Origin of the sequence: uncultured Aquitalea sp., assembly GCF_945957525.1 — a bacterium.
In the GTDB taxonomy this organism is placed as follows: domain Bacteria; phylum Pseudomonadota; class Gammaproteobacteria; order Burkholderiales; family Chromobacteriaceae; genus Aquitalea.
The window spans coordinates 1-16,989 of sequence record NZ_CAMFLA010000014.1; the positions used below are offsets into that span (position 1 = coordinate 1).

At 61.9% G+C, this 16,989-nt stretch carries 20 protein-coding genes; all 20 read right to left on the reverse strand.

Going from position 1 to position 16,989, the window contains the following annotated elements; genetic code table 11:
- A partial coding sequence (locus tag Q0P52_RS13620; RefSeq protein ID WP_293763789.1) for a retention module-containing protein occupies positions 1-1,507 on the reverse strand: 1,507 nt, incomplete at its 3' end.
- 182 nt (positions 1,508-1,689) lie between these two features.
- Positions 1,690-2,301: a response regulator transcription factor gene (locus Q0P52_RS13625; protein ID WP_293763787.1), complete on the reverse strand. Its 612-nt coding sequence runs from the start codon at positions 2,299-2,301 to the stop codon at positions 1,690-1,692.
- A complete protein-coding gene (locus Q0P52_RS13630; RefSeq protein WP_293763785.1) occupies positions 2,298-3,707 on the reverse strand; it encodes an HlyD family type I secretion periplasmic adaptor subunit in 1,410 nt (469 codons plus the stop codon). The genes Q0P52_RS13625 and Q0P52_RS13630 overlap by 4 nt, the downstream gene beginning before the upstream one ends.
- A complete protein-coding gene (locus Q0P52_RS13635; protein ID WP_293763782.1) occupies positions 3,707-5,875 on the reverse strand; it encodes a type I secretion system permease/ATPase in 2,169 nt (722 codons plus the stop codon). The genes Q0P52_RS13630 and Q0P52_RS13635 overlap by 1 nt, the downstream gene beginning before the upstream one ends.
- 308 nt (positions 5,876-6,183) lie before the next feature.
- On the reverse strand, positions 6,184-6,531 hold the full coding sequence (locus tag Q0P52_RS13640) for a DUF2069 domain-containing protein (RefSeq protein WP_293763779.1): 348 nt from the start codon (positions 6,529-6,531) through the stop codon (positions 6,184-6,186).
- Positions 6,528-7,265 carry a twin-arginine translocase subunit TatC gene (gene tatC / locus Q0P52_RS13645; RefSeq protein WP_293763778.1) on the reverse strand — a complete coding sequence of 246 codons (738 nt, stop codon included), beginning with the start codon at positions 7,263-7,265 and terminating at the stop codon, positions 6,528-6,530. Before tatC ends, Q0P52_RS13640 begins: the two co-directional genes overlap by 4 nt.
- Positions 7,262-7,792: a Sec-independent protein translocase protein TatB gene (gene tatB / locus Q0P52_RS13650; RefSeq protein WP_293763775.1), complete on the reverse strand. Its 531-nt coding sequence runs from the start codon at positions 7,790-7,792 to the stop codon at positions 7,262-7,264. The genes tatC and tatB overlap by 4 nt, the downstream gene beginning before the upstream one ends.
- Before the next feature lie 15 nt (positions 7,793-7,807).
- Positions 7,808-8,002, reverse strand: a complete 195-nt coding sequence (gene tatA, locus Q0P52_RS13655; RefSeq protein WP_293763772.1) for a Sec-independent protein translocase subunit TatA — start codon at positions 8,000-8,002, stop codon at positions 7,808-7,810.
- A gap of 65 nt (positions 8,003-8,067) precedes the next feature.
- Entirely contained in the window at positions 8,068-8,391 is a 324-nt protein-coding gene (locus Q0P52_RS13660) for a histidine triad nucleotide-binding protein (RefSeq protein ID WP_293763769.1), read from the reverse strand.
- A gap of 19 nt (positions 8,392-8,410) precedes the next feature.
- Complete coding sequence (locus Q0P52_RS13665) at positions 8,411-8,731, reverse strand: phosphoribosyl-ATP diphosphatase (protein ID WP_293763766.1); 321 nt, start codon at positions 8,729-8,731, stop codon at positions 8,411-8,413.
- A gap of 93 nt (positions 8,732-8,824) precedes the next feature.
- Positions 8,825-9,214 carry a phosphoribosyl-AMP cyclohydrolase gene (gene hisI / locus Q0P52_RS13670; protein ID WP_293763763.1) on the reverse strand — a complete coding sequence of 130 codons (390 nt, stop codon included), beginning with the start codon at positions 9,212-9,214 and terminating at the stop codon, positions 8,825-8,827.
- A complete protein-coding gene (hisF, locus tag Q0P52_RS13675) occupies positions 9,211-9,978 on the reverse strand; it encodes an imidazole glycerol phosphate synthase subunit HisF (protein ID WP_293763761.1) in 768 nt (255 codons plus the stop codon). Before hisF ends, hisI begins: the two co-directional genes overlap by 4 nt.
- A gap of 61 nt (positions 9,979-10,039) precedes the next feature.
- Positions 10,040-10,783: a 1-(5-phosphoribosyl)-5-[(5-phosphoribosylamino)methylideneamino]imidazole-4-carboxamide isomerase gene (hisA, locus tag Q0P52_RS13680; protein WP_293763759.1), complete on the reverse strand. Its 744-nt coding sequence runs from the start codon at positions 10,781-10,783 to the stop codon at positions 10,040-10,042.
- Between the two features lie 18 nt (positions 10,784-10,801).
- Positions 10,802-11,443: an imidazole glycerol phosphate synthase subunit HisH gene (gene hisH, locus Q0P52_RS13685; protein WP_293763756.1), complete on the reverse strand. Its 642-nt coding sequence runs from the start codon at positions 11,441-11,443 to the stop codon at positions 10,802-10,804.
- Between the two features lie 26 nt (positions 11,444-11,469).
- A complete protein-coding gene (hisB, locus tag Q0P52_RS13690) occupies positions 11,470-12,063 on the reverse strand; it encodes an imidazoleglycerol-phosphate dehydratase HisB (RefSeq protein ID WP_293763753.1) in 594 nt (197 codons plus the stop codon).
- A 4-nt stretch (positions 12,064-12,067) separates the two neighbouring features.
- Positions 12,068-13,138 carry a histidinol-phosphate transaminase gene (gene hisC / locus Q0P52_RS13695; protein ID WP_293763794.1) on the reverse strand — a complete coding sequence of 357 codons (1,071 nt, stop codon included), beginning with the start codon at positions 13,136-13,138 and terminating at the stop codon, positions 12,068-12,070.
- Between the two features lie 99 nt (positions 13,139-13,237).
- Entirely contained in the window at positions 13,238-14,185 is a 948-nt protein-coding gene (locus Q0P52_RS13700) for an ABC transporter substrate binding protein (RefSeq protein WP_293813722.1), read from the reverse strand.
- A gap of 60 nt (positions 14,186-14,245) precedes the next feature.
- Positions 14,246-15,538 carry a histidinol dehydrogenase gene (hisD, locus tag Q0P52_RS13705; protein WP_293763747.1) on the reverse strand — a complete coding sequence of 431 codons (1,293 nt, stop codon included), beginning with the start codon at positions 15,536-15,538 and terminating at the stop codon, positions 14,246-14,248.
- Positions 15,539-15,546: 8 nt separating this feature from the next.
- Complete coding sequence (gene hisG, locus Q0P52_RS13710) at positions 15,547-16,188, reverse strand: ATP phosphoribosyltransferase (protein WP_293763745.1); 642 nt, start codon at positions 16,186-16,188, stop codon at positions 15,547-15,549.
- A gap of 36 nt (positions 16,189-16,224) precedes the next feature.
- Positions 16,225-16,989 carry a flagellar brake protein gene (locus Q0P52_RS13715; RefSeq protein ID WP_293763742.1) on the reverse strand — a complete coding sequence of 255 codons (765 nt, stop codon included), beginning with the start codon at positions 16,987-16,989 and terminating at the stop codon, positions 16,225-16,227.

Sequence of the window (16,989 nt, forward strand, 5' to 3'; positions counted from 1 at the left end):
CGTTGATCACGTTGTCGTCGGTGATGTTGTCCACCGCGATGTGCGCTACCGGCGGCACCAGATCCACGCCATAGCCATGATCGGTCGCGGCAGTGGTGGTGTTGTTGTAACTGTCGGTCACCGTCACCGTGGCGTGAATGTTGGTGCTGTCCGCCAGCGTGCCGGTGCTGACAAGCTGCGAGAAGCCCAGATGGCCGTTGATCTCGATAACCGTCGTGGTGTAGGTGGACGAGCCAATGGTAAGGGTGACAGCGTCGCCCAGCTTGGCGTCACCACCAACTACGCCAGTGATGGTGACAATGTCGCCGCCCAGTTCCTGGATGTTGAGGACGTTATCAGCAGTGACGTTGTCTACCGAGATGGTGGCGACCGGCAGTGCGCTGTGCAGCGTGCCGGTATCCGCGCCCTGACCGGAGGTGTTGCCGGCGGCGTCGGTCTGAGTGGCGGTAACGACCACCTGCGCGCCCTGCCCGGGCGGCGTCATGCTGATGGTGACGGTGCCGTTGCTGTATGTGCCGGTGACGGTGCCGTCCGAGCCGGTAACACTGCCATCGCTGTGCACCACCAGCGTGGTGGTGTGGCCACCGTCGTTGACGACGATGGTGGCGGAGCCGTTTTTGGCCAGGTCGGCGGCATCCAGCTTGACAGTGGCCTCCACCTTGCCGTTGTTCACATCGCTGGCGTTGATCACGCCATTGTGGTCGACGATGGTGACCGGCGGAGTACCCGGCGGGGTGGTGTCAACAACAGCGGAACCGTTGGCGGTGGCGGTTTGGCCACCGGTATTGGTGGCGGTGGCGATCAGGCCGGTGGTGCCATCCGGCAGGGCTTGCGTCGGCACGAAAGACCAGTTGCCGCTGCCATCCACAACAGCGGAACCGATCACATTGCCCTGCGTATCGGTAACGATGACGGTTTCGCCGCTGATGCCGGTACCGTGAATCAACGGACGATTGTTATTGGTGAGGCTGACGTCGTCGATGGTGACGGCGGCCTGAGCAGGCTGGTTTGCGCCCTGAGCCTGTACGGTATTTTCAGCAACGGCCGCCGTGGTGCTGGTGGCGGTATCGGTAGTCAGCCCGGAGATGGATTCGCTGATGCGCGACAGACGGATAAAGCTGTGACTGCCGTCGCTGGCCGGGCCGCCCGCGGCGTTGAGGCCGGCTGCGGCGGAGTCCAGATTGGCCAAGGGGTCCTGGCCGTTTTCCAGAGCCGCCAGGATTTGCTGCGCCTCCGGCGCCAGCTTGGCGACGGCGGCTTCGGACTTGTCAGTGGCGTTGGGAGTCAGCGCGTCATCGGTCAGCACCAGATCGCGCGGGCCATCCACGGTGACGCTCTCGCCACCGGCCCGGCCAACGGTGAGGCTTGCGCCGTCCAGCAGTACCACATGCTCGCCCGGCTGGATGATGTCGCCTACTTTGAGGATACGTTCGTGCCCTTGGGCATCGATGACTTTAACGACTCCGTGAAGGGCGACGACCTGGCCCTGGATGGCGGGTGCATTCATGGTGCTGACTCCTGTGGACGCAATTTGGATTTCGCCGAGGATACGCAGCCGCCGTCCAGAAAAACATTGTACTGAAGGGCAATGTCATTTTTTGTCAACAGCCCAAAAAGACAGAGCCGCCAAGGGTTTGCTCCGGTTGGCGGCTCTTTCGCTGGCCACAAAGGCCAGTGAGATAGGGATAGTCAGGCGCTGGTCAGTTTCAGCATCAATTGCAGGCGGTCTTCCACGCCGAATTTCTGGAATACCGACGTCAGATGCGCCTTGACCGTACGTTCGGAAATATCCAGTTCGCGGGCGATTTCCTTATTGGACTTGCCCTTGCGCAGCGCTTGCACCACCTCGCCCTCGCGACTGGACAGCCGGGTCTGCACCACGGTTTGCGCCGCCGCCGGCACCGGCCGGCTGCCGAAACGCGCGCACAATTTCAGCATGATGCTTCGGCCAACCCAAGTGCCGCCCATTTCCACGGTTTCCACCACCTGCTGCAGCAAATCCGGCGTACTCATGGCGTGGGCGTAACCGGCGGCGCCCTGCTCCAGCCAGCGCATGCCTTCATCATCGGTCGGGCTGGACGACAACGCCACCAGACGGTAACGACCGGCGCACTCGGCGGTCAGCGAGGCCGGCACTGCCGGCAAGGCCAGATCAAGCAGCACCGTGCTGTCGGCCGGCTCGCCGGACATGGCCAGCGTGGCCAGATCAGGCAGGCTTACCGCGCCCGGACGCTGCAGGGATTCAGACCAGTAAACCGCCAGCGCCGGGCTGGCGGTAATGAGGATCAGGGCAGGTTTCATCGTTCGGTCAACGCCTCCGCCTTGGCCCTGAGCACCGGCTTGAGCAGGTAGGACAGGATGCTCTTCTTGCCGGTCATGATGTCCACTTGGGCCACCATGCCGGGGATGATGGGCAGGTGCTTCTCGCCCAGCGTGCCTTCCTTGGTGCGCACTTTGACGATGTAGAAGGCATTGCCCTTGTCGTCGGTAACGGTATCCGCGCCGATTTCCTGCAAAGTGGCTTCCATGCCGCCGTAGACGGTGTAGTCATAGGCGGTGAAGCGCACCATGGCGCGCTGGCCCGGTCGCAAGAAAGCAATGTCGCGCGGGGAAACACGGGCCTCCACCAGCAGCGAATCCTCCAACGGCACGATTTCCAGAATATCCTTGCCTGGTTGCACCACGCCGCCAATGGTGTTGACGAACAGCCGCTTCACTTCGCCCTTCACCGGCGAGCGCACCTCGGACAACTTCACCTTGTCGGCCAGACCGGAACTGCCGGCGGACAGGCTGTTGATCTTGGCCATGGTGTCGGACAACTCGGCGCTGGCCTGATTGCGGAAATTCAGTTCCACTTCCTGAATCTTGTGGGTGGCCTCGCTCATGGCGGCCTGGATCTTCGGAATCTGGGCATTCGCCATATCGCGTTCGCCCTGATAGCGGGAAACATCGCGCTGCAAGCGCAACAAATCCACGTCAGATACCGCGCCGGACTCTTTCAGCGGTTTGGTTACCGCAAGCTCGCGCACCGTCAGCTCATAACCTTGCTGCGCCTGATCGCGCTTGGCGCGCACCTCGTTCAGCTCTTGCGTGCGCTGATTGAGCTCCTGACGCGCCACGGAGATGGTGGCGTCCAGTTCCTGGCGCTTGGTCTGGTACAGCTCCATTTCCTGCTTGGCGATATCGGGCGCGCTGGCGCTCACCTGCTGCGGCATCTCGAACGGCGTGTTGTTGGCGATGGCGCGCAAACGGGCCGCCTTACCTTGCAGCGCCAGATACTGCGCCTGATTCTCGTTGAGCGAAGACATGAAGCGGGTGTTGTCGATATTGAGCAGCAGCTGCCCTTTCTGCACGATCTGGCCTTCCTTCACCAGAATCTTCGACACCACACCGCCATCCAGACTCTGGATATGCTGGTTCTGCGAAAGCGGCACTACCTTACCCTCGCCCTTGGCCACTTCATCCACCTTGGCCAAGGCCGCCCATAGCAGGGCCACCACGAAAAAGCCCGCCATCGACCAGACAAACACCCGCGGGCGGCCCGGCTTTTGCTCCAGAATCGCCCAGTCGGCGTCAGTGGCGAAGTCCATGCGATCTTGCAGATCGCGCGCCGCCGCCCAGTCCATCAGTTTGTCCCACCACGGGGACGTGCGCAGCCGGGCCACGCCCAGCCAGCTGGCAAATCGTTGTTTCCACGTGCGCTTCATCAACCGGCCCTCCCCACTTTGCCCTGCTGCAGGGCTTCGATGACGGCCTGTTTGGGCCCATCGGCGACAATCGCGCCGTTGTCGATCACGATCAGACGGTCAGCCAACTCCATCAAGGAGGTGTGATGGGTGACGATGATCATGGTCTTGCCGGGCATGACGCGGGTGAAGGTCTGCTTGATCTGGCTCTCCGTGGTGTTGTCCATATTGCTGGTGGGTTCATCCATCAGCAGGATGGGCGGCGCATTCAACAAGGCGCGGGCAATGGTAACCGCCTTGCGCTGACCGCCGGAAAGCGAATCGCCCCGCTCGCCGATGATCATGTCGAAGCCGTCCGGGTGGCCGTTGATGAAGTCCGACAGGCCGGCCAGTTCGGCCGCGGCGGCCACGCTGGCATCGTGCGCGTGCGGCGCGCCCATGGCGATGTTCTGCCGCAACGTGCCGTAAAACAGCACCGGGTCCTGCGGCATGTAGCCGATATGGCGGCGCAACTCGGCCGGGTCGATCTGGTTGATGTCGATGCCGTCGATGCGCACCGAGCCCTCGGTAGGCTGGTACAGGCCGAGAATCAGCTTCTGCAACGTCGACTTGCCGGAGCCTACGCGGCCGATGATGGCCACGCGCTCGCCGGCGCGAATCTTGAAGGACACATTGCGCAGCGCGGTTTGCGGATTGTTGGGGTAGCTGAAGGACACATTGCGGAACTCGATCTCGCCGCTGAAGCTGGTGCGGTGGAAGAAGTTGGCGTCCTGCTCGCGCTCCACCGGCATCTTCATGAAGCCATCCAGCGAAGCCAGCGAGGTCTTGGCATTGTGATACTGCGTCATCAGCCCCACCAGCTGGCCCAACGGCGCCATGGCGCGGCTGGACAGCATCACTGCGGCAATCACGCCGCCTTGCGAGGTGTTGCCTTCGAAAATCTGGTAAATGCCCAGCACCAGCATCACCACCGACACCGACTGCTGAATGAAGCCGGAGAAGTAGTTGGCCGAAGCCGCCAGCAACTTGAGGCGGGCGCCCACTTGCGCCAGAAACAGCGTGGACTGCTCCCAACGGCCCTGCTGCATGCCCTCCGCCGCCAGAATCTTGATGGTTTCCAGCCCGGCCAAGTTTTCCACCAGCAAGGCATTGCGCTGCGCGGACGCGCGCAACGTGGCCTCGGTCAGCTCCTCCATCTTTTCCTGAATCAGCAGGGCATAGAGGATCATGATGGCCCCGCCCACCACCAACGGCACCGCCAGGATCGGCGAAATCCACATGATGACAATAAGGAAAATCAGCAGAAACGGCAGATCGATCAAGGCCGTAATGGAAGCGGAAGCAATAAAGTCGCGCACGGTTTCAAAAGCGCGCAGGTTGGCCGAAAAAGCGCCTACGGAAGCAGGCCTCGCCTCCATGCGGATGCCCAGCACCCGTTCCATGATCAGCGTGGACAGCGTCACATCCACCCGCTTGCCGGCCAGATCCACCAGATAGCTGCGCGTCATCTTCAGCAAAAAGTCGAAGACAAACGCCAGCAGCGCGCCGATGGCCAGCACCCACAAAGTCTCGGTCGCCATATTGGGTACGACGCGGTCGTACACATTCATGGACACCAGAGGCATCACCAGCGCAAACAGGTTGATCAGCAAGGCGGCCATCAAGGCGTCGCGGTACAGCGGATAGCCTTCGTATACGGTCTGCCAGAACCAGTGGCGCGAACGCACCTTGCTCAACTCCGGCGCGCGGCGCTCGAAAGCGAACCGCGGCCGCACAAAGATGGCGACGCCGGCGTATTTTTCCGCCAGCTCGGCGATCGGCAAACTCACTTCCGACTCGGTTAGCTCGGCAAAGCTCACCCTCGCCATGCCGGTGGCCTGATCGATGCCGCGCAGAATGCAGGCTTCGTCGCCCTTGAGCAGCAATACCGCCGGCAACAGCGCCTCGCGCAATTGCTCGACGGGCTGGCGCACTACGCGCGAAGCCAGGCCGATGCGGCGGGCGGAGCGGGAGAACATGGAAGGGCTGAGCCGGTTGTCGGTCAGCGGAATGCCGGCCACCAATGACTCACGGGTAGCATTGATGCCGTAAGAACGAGCCAAGGCAAACAGGCAATCCAGCAGCGGATCAAGATGGGTAGCCTGTAAGGGAATGGAACTCGCCTGCGGTCCTTTGAACTCGGATTGCATACTGCCCCTAGCATTTATTTCTGGTTGTATGCTGACACTTTGGCCAGCTTATGCCGGGATTCTAAACGATGCCATGTGACGAGAAAACTCATTAATTATAAAAATAATTCCAGTTTAAAATCAGACCATGTTTGAGAAGCTTTCACACAGCAAAAAGCCCGCCAGGCGGCGGGCTTTTTCATGGTGCGGCAAGAGCGCCAGCGGGGCAGGACACCTGCCGCAGGGCAGGCTGCGCCTGGTTTTCCCTCTTGCAACCCAAGCCAGGCAGACAAGATAAGCGCAGCAGAGAAAACTGTTGTCAGCCGTCCTCAGGATTTGTGCAACTTGAAGGTGCGGGCAAAACCCAGCACACAGCCAAAGAAGACAACGCTGATACCCACCTCCGCCATTGCCAGCTGCTGCGACAGGCCGCTATCGGCCCAGGAACGCATCACGCCCTCGGTGAAGAAGGCCAGAATGAACATGCTGGCCCACTGGAAGGTATACAGGCGGCCCTTGATGATGCCCATCAGCGGCGTCAGCAACAGCAGCGCCTTGAACGCGAGGAAAGAACCGCCCGGACGCAACGGCGCCAGCCACAATTCCCATGCCAGCGTCAGCGCGACAAGCGCCAGCAGACTGATCAGCGCGCCGCGCTGAAACCATTGCCGATTCAAGATTTGTTCTCCAGACGCGCCCGCTCCGGCCGGCTCATGAAGCCCGCCATGATGATGCCCAGCTCGTACAACAGCCACAGCGGCACCGCCAGCATGGTTTGCGACAGCACATCCGGCGGCGTGACCACTGCGGCCACCACAAAGGCGCCCACAATCACATAGGGCCGCCCCTCGCGCAGTTTGGCCACCGACACCACGCCCATGCGCACCAGCACAATCACGACCACCGGCACCTCAAAGGTCACGCCAAAAGCCATGAACATGCCCAGCACGAAAGAGAAATATTTGTCGATGTCGGTCATCATGCTCACCCCGCTGGGCGTCATGATGGAGAAGAAGTGGAAGGCGACGGGAAACACCAGGAAATAGGCAAACGCCATGCCGGTGACAAACAGCACCACGCTGGACACCACCAGCGGCAGCACCAGCCGTTTTTCGTGGTTGTACAGCCCGGGTGCGATAAAAGCCCAGATCTGGTACAGCGTATTGGGCAGCGACAGCAGGAAAGCCACCAGCATGGTGACTTTCATCGGCACAAAGAACGGCGCGGTGACTTCGGTTGCGATCATGCTGGTGCCCTTGGGCAAAGCCTCCAGCAAGGGTTTGGCCAGCAGGTGATAGATATCGCCGGACCAGTGGAACAGCGCCAGAAAGATCACGACAAAGCCGATCATGGCGCGCACCAGCCGCTGGCGCAGCTCGATCAGGTGGGCAAGCAGGGGTTGTTCGTTCATGCTCGGGGGCGGGCTTCGCTCTCGGGGGAAGGGGAAGACGCAACAGGCGGCGTCTCGTCAAAGAGGTCCAGCTGATTTTCGTCTCGCGGCGCTTGCGGCGTCTCTTCGGGCAACCCATGCGCTGCGGCGGGCGCGTCGCTGAATAGATCCGGCCCCGCAGCGGCCTGCGCTTCGGCCACCGAGTCATGGATGGTGCGCTCGGCCTCGTGCAAGGGTGCGGCGGCCTCCTGCCCCAGTTGACGTACGGCTTCCGCCTGCTGATCCATCACCTGCCGCACTTCCTGCACTTCGCTTTCGATGCGCTGGCGGAAGGTATCGGCAGCGTCCTGCAAATCATGACGCAAGCTGTCTATGCCGGTGAGATTGGCCTGATGCTGGATATCCGCCTTGACGCTGGCGACAAAGCGCTGCGCCTTGCCCACCAGCGCGCCCAGCGTGCGCGCCACCGTGGGCAGGCGCTCAGGCCCCAGCACCACCAGCGCCACCACGCCAATCAACAGGATCTCGCTGAAACTGATGTCGAACACGGCGCGTCCTGCGGCTTATTTCTTGTCGGCGTCGTTATCGATCACCCGACCGCCTTCGGCCGGCTTCTCGCCATCGCCCTTCATACCTTCCTTGAAGCCGCGCACCGCGCTGCCCAAGTCTTCACCGACGTTCTTGAGTTTCTTGGTGCCGAAAACCAGCACCACGATCAGCAACACAACCAGCCAGTGCCAGATACTGAGAGAACCCATGTCCACATCCTTTGCTAAAAACAGCGGCATGCCGTCTTGCCGGCATGCCGTGGGAATCAGAAAAATCAGGCCTTGTGGCCGAATACATGCACGTGCAGGTGAAACACTTCCTGCCCGCCACCGCGACCGGTATTGATGCCAGTCTTGAAGCCGTGCGCCAGCCCCTGCTCATGCGCAAGCTTGGGCACCAGCGTCATGATATGGCCCAGCAGCGCGGTGTGCTCGGGGCCGCACTCGGCAAGCGAGGCCACATGCAGCTTGGGAATGATGAGGAAATGCACCGGCGCGATCGGGCGGATATCGTGAAACGCCACTACGTGCTCGTCTTCATAAACCTTGTTGCAGGGAATATCACCTGCGGCAATCTTGCAGAAAATGCAGTCGCTCATCCGGGTATCCTTAGCGGGTTCAGCCCTTGCGGGCGGCCTTTTCGTCGAGTCCGGAAATGCCTTCGCGACGATGCAATTCCATCAGCACGTCTTCCGGACGCAGGCCATGATAGGTCAGCAACACCATGGAATGGAACCACAGGTCGGCCACTTCGCGCACCAGATGCAGCTTGTCCTTGTCCTTGGAGGCCATCAGCACTTCAGCAGCCTCTTCCGCCACCTTTTTCAGGATGGCGTCCTCGCCCTTGTGAAACAGCGAAGCCACATAGGAAGATTGCGGGCTCGCCTCGCGGCGGGCATCCAGCGTATCGGCGATGTTCTTCAGCGCATCGAAACTCATGTCCGTGTCCTTGCCTGGGAAGTTGTCTGCCGGATATCGGCGGCAGGCGCTATTCTACCGCGAGCCAGCGCCCGGAGGTTGACCGTTCGCAACTCAGTGCGAATGGTAGATGGCGCTCGGGTCTTTCAACACCTCGTCCACCACCGCCCAGCCACCGTTTTCGAAACGACGATAGAAGCAGCTTTCGCGACCTGTGTGACAAGCAATGCCGCCGGCTTGTTCAATCTGCATCACCACCACATCGCCGTCGCAGTCCAGCCGCAGTTCGCGCACGGTTTGCAAATGACCCGACTCTTCGCCCTTCTTCCACAGCTTGCGGCGCGAACGGCTCCAGTAATGCGCGATACCGGTTTCCGCCGTAAGTTGCAGGCTTTCCCGGTTCATCCAGGCCACCATCAGTACGCGCCCCGTGGCGGCATCCTGGGCAATGGCGGTCACCAGGCCGTTGTCGTCCCACTTCACGTCTTCCAGCCAGTCGCTCATAAGCGCACCTCGATGCCGGCGGCTTGCATGGCCAGTTTGGCCTCGCGCACGGAGTATTCGCCAAAGTGAAAAATGCTGGCCGCCAGCACGGCGTCCGCCTTGCCCAGCGTCACGCCTTCCACCAGATGCTGCAGATTGCCCACGCCGCCGGAGGCGATGACGGGAATGCCCACCCCTTCAGACACCGCGCGCGTCAGCGGCAGATTGAAACCGATTTTGGTACCGTCCCGGTCCATGCTGGTGAGCAGGATTTCGCCCGCGCCCAGCGCCTGCATTTTTTGCGCCCACTCCACGGCGTCTATGCCGGTGCGGTTACGTCCGCCATGGGTGAACACTTCCCAGCGATCGTTTTCCGGCGTTACCGCCTTGGCGTCCACCGCCACCACGATGCACTGGCTGCCGAACTTGTCGGCCGCTTCGCGAACCAGATCGGGGTTGGTCACAGCGGCGGTGTTGATGCTCACCTTGTCGGCTCCGGCATTGAGCAGGCGACGAATGTCTTCCACCTTGCGCACGCCGCCACCCACGGTCAGCGGGATAAACACCTGATCCGCGACGGATTCGATCACATGCAGGATGAGATCGCGGTCGTCGGAGCTGGCGGTAATGTCGAGGAAGGTCAGCTCGTCGGCGCCCTGCTCGTTGTAACGACGGGCGATCTCCACCGGATCCCCGGCGTCGCGCAGTCCGACGAAGTTGACGCCCTTGACCACGCGACCGGCGGTCACGTCGAGACAAGGGATGATGCGTTTGGCCAGTGTCATTTTCTAAGCGCAAAAAAGGGTTGGCCGAAGGCAAGCCTTCGGCCAACCCGGGTTAGGACGATCAATCCTCGGACAGTTCGTCGGCCAGAGCCTGAGCGGCGGCAAAATCAATGCTGCCCTCGTAAATGGCCCGGCCGGTGATGGCGCCTTCGATACCCTCGGACTCCACCGCACACAGATTGCGCACGTCGTCGAGGTTGGTCAGACCGCCGGAGGCGATAACCGGAATGGTCAGCGCCTGCGCCAGCTTCACCGTGGCCTCGATATTGACGCCCGTCATCATGCCGTCGCGGCCGATATCGGTGTAGATCACGGAGTTGACGCCGTAGTCCTCGAAACGCTTGGCCAGATCCACCACATTGTGGTTGGTAATCTTGGCCCAGCCGTCGATGGCCACCATGCCGTCCTTGGCGTCCAGACCCACGATCACCTGACCCGGGAAGGCATCGCAGGCGTCATGCAGGAAGCCCGGCGTCTTCACGGCGGCGGTGCCGATGATGACGTAGGACAGACCCATGTCCAGATATTTTTCGATGGTGTCCAGATCGCGAATGCCGCCGCCCAACTGTACCGGCATGTCCTCGCCGACTTCCTTGAGGATGTCGCGAATCACATTGAGGTTTTTGGGCTTGCCGGCAAAAGCGCCGTTCAGGTCTACCAGATGCAGGCGGCGCGCGCCCTGGTCTCGCCAGTGGGCGGCCACTTTGACCGGGTCATCGGAGAAGACGGTGGCATCGTCCATGACGCCCTGTTTCAGGCGTACGCATTGACCATCTTTGAGGTCGATAGCGGGTATAAGCAGCATGGTGCTAGATCACTTGAGTTAGACACTGCCGTCCCAGGCGAGGAAGTTCTTCATCATCTGAAGGCCCGCCCGGTGGCTCTTTTCGGTGTGAAACTGTGTGGCAAAGATATTGCCACGCCCGACGATGCAAGAGAATCGTGCGGGGTATTCGCTTTCGGCCAAGGTCAGTGCTGCGTCGGCCGGAGCAAAATGGTAGCTGTGGACGAAATAAAACCGCTCGCCGTCTTCAATGCCCTTGAACAAGGGATGGGGTACGGTCTGCCAAACCCGGTTCCAACCCATGTGCGGCACTTTCAGGCGTTCGCCCGCGCTGTCTTTCAGGTTAGCCGAAAAACGGACCACATTGCCCGGAAACAGACCCAGGCCGGCCGTATCGCCCTCTTCGCTGTGCTCGAAAAGCAACTGTGCGCCCACGCAGATGCCGAAAAACGGCTTGCTGCGGGTGGTTTCGCGCACGGCTTCGGCCAAGCCGTAGCCGTTGAGTTCGCGCATGCAGTCCGGCATCGCGCCCTGACCGGGAAAGATCACCTTGTCGGCTTTGACAATGGCGTCCGGATCGCTGGTCAGAAAAATGTCGGCGCCAATCTCGTTGACCGCCTGTACCGACTTGAGCACCGAATGCAGGTTGCCCATGCCGTAATCAATCACTGCGACTTTCATACTATCCCGACAGTAGTGCCGACCGCTCAGGCGGTCAGCGTGCCCTTGGTGGACGGTGTGGCGCCGCCCATGCGTTCGTCCACTTCACAGGCCATGCGCAGCGCGCGACCGAAGGCCTTGAACACCGTTTCCGCCTGATGGTGGCTGTTGACGCCACGCAGGTTGTCGATGTGCAGTGTGCTCATGCTGTGATTGACGAAGCCGTGGAAGAATTCGGAGAACAAGTCCACATCGAACTGGCCGATGGCGGCGCGGGTGAAGTCGATGTTGTACACCAGCCCCGGTCGGCCGGAAAGATCGATCACCACGCGGCTGAGCGCTTCGTCCAGCGGCACATAGGCGTGGCCGTAGCGGCGGATGCCCTTTTTGTCGCCGATGGCTTGGGCAAACGCCTGGCCCAGCGTGATGCCGATATCTTCCACCGTGTGATGCGCGTCGATGTGCAAATCGCCCTTGGCGACGATGTCCAGATCAATCAGCCCGTGCCGGGCGATCTGGTCCATCATGTGATCAAGAAAAGGAACGCCGGTCTCAAACCGGCTTTTGCCGCTGCCATCCAGGTTGATGGTAACGGTGATCTGGGTTTCCAGCGTGTTGCGGGTAACGGTGGCGGTTCTCATGATGTCAGGCGAAATAGCGGGCCAGCGCGTCAAGCACGGCCGTGTTGTCGTCGGGGCTGCCCACGGTAAAACGCAGGCACTGCGTCAGCAGCGGGTGGCTGCCGTGCAAGTTCTTGATAAGAATGCCATTCTTCTTCAGCCATGCAAACAGGGCGGGCGCATCGGGCACGCGCGCTGTGACAAAATTGGCCTCCGAAGGATAGGCGGCAACGCCGGGCAAGGCGGCCAGCCCGGCATATAGGCGCTCGCGCTCCGCGCGCAACTGCGCAGCCTGCTCGTTGAATACGTCCAGATGGCGCAAGGCGAAACGGGTGGCCGCTTGGGTCAGCACATTGATGTTGTAGGGCGGACGCACTTTGTCCAGCTCGTCGATCCAGGCGGCCGGCCCGGCGGCGTAGCCCAGACGAATGCCGGCAAGACCGAGCTTGGAGAGGGTGCGCATCACTACCAGATTGTCGCGGCTGCCGGCCAGATCCATCAGGCTGTCGGCGGCAAAGGCCTGGTAGGCTTCGTCCACCACCACCAGACCAGGCGCGGCATCCAGTGCGGCCAGCACGTCTACGCGGGCAAAGCGCGGCCCGGTGGGATTATTGGGGTAGGACAGGAACAGCACCGCCGGCTGATGCTCGGCGATGGCGGCCAACAGGGCTGGCAGGTTGAGGCTGAAATCGTCATTGAGCGGCACGCCGATGTAATCAAGCCGGGAGAACAGTGCGTTCATCCGGTACATGACGAACGACGGTTCCAGCGCCATCAGTTTGGCGCCGGGACGCGCCAGCGCCTGCGCGATCAGCGTGATGATTTCGTCGGACCCGTTGCCCAGCAGCACACTGGCGGCGTCGGGAATGGCGAAGGCTTGCTTCAGCAGCGGCTTGAGGCCGCCGCCAGCGGGATCGGGATAACGGTTGATGGCGGCTTCGGCCAACTCTCGGCCAAACTCTGCCTTGAGGGATGCCGGCAGCTCATGGGGGTTTTCCATGGCGTCCAGCTTGATGAGGCCGCTGGCGTCGGCGACATGATAGGCCGCCATCTCGGCGATTTCCGGGCGAACCAGTTGCTTGGCGGTCAGTGTCATCACGATGTGGCGGCCGTCAGCCGGAACAATCCGGACTGGCGTCAACCAGAAAAATCAAACAGGAGAGGGGCTTATCCTACCGTTTTATGCCGCTTTGGGCTACTCGATCCATTCCGCCTTGCGCCGCACCCGCTCCGGCAAGCTGATGCCAAAGCGCGTCAGACTGCTCTTGCTGAACACAAACTGCCCGGTATTCGGCGTGACGGGGTACAAATCGCCCGGCTTTCGGCCTTCAAACAGGATTTTCTCCGCCAGTTCGCCGGCGGCGATGCCCTGATCTCGACCCGAGATCACCATACCGCCTGCCGCCTTGTCCTTGCCCACCGCGTAACGCCACAGGGCAAACAGGGGCAGACGCGCATGAGCGGATGTCCAGGCAAGAATTTCCTTGTCGGGAATCGGCCTGCCCTGCTCATCCTTCAAGGCCTGATACAGGCCGATCCATACCGCCTGATAGGTATCCGGCGCTTGTGCCAGCATCCGCTGCCAGTCTGCGAAACGGCACGCCTGGAAGACGTCCACGGCCACACTGCCCACTTGCAGTGATTCCTTGCCCTGCAAGCTGTCGCTGCGCAGGATGTCGGACGTGAAGTCGCAGTCCAGCATCACCAGCGCGCGGCGCAAACCCGGCACCGAGGATGACAACTCGGCGACGCTGCGCTGGATCAGCGGACGTTCCAGCACGCCGGTGACATTGCGCGGCTGAGCATGAAAATAGGCCCGGGGGTTGCCGTTGATGCCAAGATACACCACCGGCACACCACTTTCGGCCGCTGGCGCACCCACCAGTTTGAGCGCAGCGTCATCGCCGACGATGAGCAACTGCGGCGGACGCAGGACGACCGTTTGCAGGATTTGCCCGGCCCGGAGATTGACTGCCTCTGCAGGCAAATGCTTGGCGTCCAGTTGCAGGCTCTCCAGCCTGACCCGACCACCCAGTCTGTCCATCAGGCCCTGCCGGTATTGCACGTCCCACTCGAAATCCGCGTGGTAACTCTCTACCAGCGTCACCCGGGGCGAAGCGGCCCGACACAACGATGCGACCACGGACAAGCTCAGGAGGACCAACCACAACGAGCGCATCCCGGTCATCGCGTCCGGTCCGCCTTACTGGTCGAGCCGCAACTCGGCGGCGCGGGCGTGGGCGGTGAGGCCCTCGCCATGCGCCAGCACACTGGCGATGCGACCCAACTTCTGCGCGCCGGAGGCGGATACCTTGATCAGGCTGGAGCGTTTCTGGAAGTCGTACACGCCCAGAGGGCTGGCAAAGCGCGCGGTACGGCTGGTAGGCAGCACGTGATTAGGGCCGGCGCAGTAGTCGCCAAGGCTTTCCGAGGTGAAACGGCCCATGAAGATGGCGCCGGCGTGGCGCAGCAAGGGCAGACAGGCGTCCGGGTCCGCCACCGACAGTTCCAGATGCTCGGGCGCGATGTAGTTGGCGATGTCGCAGGCTTCGGCCAGATCGCGCACGGCGATCAGCGCGCCGCGATTGCCGAGGCTGGCTTCAATGATGGCGCGGCGCGGCATGTCCGGCAGCATGCGGGCGATGCTGGCTTCCACCTGAGCGATGTAGTCGGCCGAAGGGCACAGCAGGATGGCCTGGGCGATTTCATCATGTTCGGCCTGGCTGAACAGATCCATCGCCACCCAGTCCGGCGGCGTGTCGCCGTCACAGATCACCAGGATTTCCGACGGGCCCGCCACCATGTCAATGCCCACCACACCAAAGACGCGGCGCTTGGCGGCGGCAACGTAGGCGTTGCCCGGGCCGGTGATCTTGTCCACTTGCGGCACGGTTTCGGTGCCGTAGGCCAATGCGGCCACGGCCTGCGCGCCGCCGCAGGTGAACACGCGGTCCACGCCGGCAATATAGGCGGCAGCCAGCACCAGATCGTTGCGTTCTCCCTGCGGCGTGGGCACCACCATGATGATTTCGCCCACGCCCGCCACCTTGGCCGGCATGGCGTTCATCAGGACGGAGCTGGGGTATGCGGCCTTGCCGCCGGGCACATAGATGCCCACGCGGTCCAACGGGGTGACTTGCTGGCCCAGCAGGGTGCCGTCTTCGTCTTCATAGCTCCAGCTGTGCGCCAGCTGCTTCTCGTGATAACGGCGCACCCGCTCGGCGGCATGGCCAAGCGCCTCCTGAACATGAACGGGCAAGCGCTCCCAGGCCGCCTGCAACTCTTCGCGAGTGAGCGTGAGCTCGGCCATGCCGCCGGCCTGCATGCGGTCGAAGCGGTTGGTGTACTCGACAACGGCGGCGTCTCCGCGCGCTTTCACATCGTCGCAGATGGCGGCGACGGCGGCATCCACCGCCGGGTCCTGCGCGGTTTCAAACGCCAGCAGCGCCTTGAGCTGCTGCTGGAAATCGGCTTGGGTAGAAGACAGTTTCAGCATGGTGTTCCTCAGGCCGGCACGGCCTCGGCAAAGGCGTCCAGCACGGGCTGGATGCGGTCGTACTTGAGCTTGAGCGCAGCCTGGTTCACCACCAGACGGGAGCTGATATCGATGATGTGCTCCACTGCCGACAGATTGTTGGCGCGCAGGGTGCCGCCAGTGGAAACCAGGTCGACAATGGCGTCGGCCAGACCCACCAGCGGGGCCAGCTCCATGGAGCCGTACAGTTTGATAATGTCCACATGCACGCCCTTCGCGGCGAAGTGCTCTCGGGCGATCTGCGGATACTTGGTAGCCACTTTCAGGCGCGCGCCGTGGCGCACGGCCTTGTCGTAGTCAAAGCCGTTTTCCACCGCCACCATCATCTTGCATTTGGCGATGTTGAGGTCCAGCGGCTGATAGAGACCGGCGCCGCCATGCTCGATCAACACGTCGCGACCGGCAATGCCCAGATCGGCCGCACCGTACTGGACATAGGTGGGCACGTCGGACGCGCGCACGATTACCAGCCGTACGTCTTCGCGATTGGTGCCGATGATGAGCTTGCGGGAGGATTCCGGATCTTCCGCCGGCACAATACCGGCAGCGGCCAGAAGCGGCAGGGTTTCTTCAAAGATGCGCCCTTTGGACAGGGCAATGGTCAGGGTCATGATTCAAACAGCCAGTATGAAAATCGGGGACGACCGTCAGCCTACCAGAGCGCGGCGCTCGCGCTCCAGCATGCCGACATAACGCTGGATCAGCGTTTCGGCGGACGGCGTCATGTTGAGAAAGGCGCAACCGGCGCGCACGGCTTCGTTGCCGTTGCGCAATTGCATGCTGAGGCGGTGACGCACTTCAATGCCCAGCCTGAGCGTGCCCATGGGTTTGAGGTCCAGCGTGCAGTCGCGATACTGCTGGCCCACGTCAAAGCCGCCGGTCTGCGCCGACGGCAGCCACAGACTGACGCCGCCGAGACTGATATCGAACAGATTGAGATCAAGCGGCCGGCCGGGGTAATCGGCGACATGGCAAGTGGCGGGATTGCTGATGGGCGTCTGGATGCGAAAAAATTCGCGACGCTGCAGCTTGATGGCGGTGTCCGGCAAGTCCACTTCGAAAGCAGGCCCGCTCTCCAGCATGACCTTGCGCGCCGGACCGGTGACAAACTGGGTCTTCACCCCTTCGGGCGAACAGACGAAAACATTGCGTTCGCTGGCCAGCAGTTGCTCGTTGGTGGCCGGATCAGCCCCCCAGTCGAACTGCAGCGTGCCGGCCTTGCCGTCCACCTCGAGAAAGCGGGTGAGAATGAAGGTTTTCCCCTTATTGGAGAACACCGTCACCATGTGGCCCGACTTGGCGATGGACGAAAGGTGATGCGCCACCTCCACCCTGGTGGTCAGGGTGTACTTGGACAGGTCGAGGGGCGCTTGGCTGCCCGACGTCAGGCCTGGGGTGTTCTCGTCGCTCAC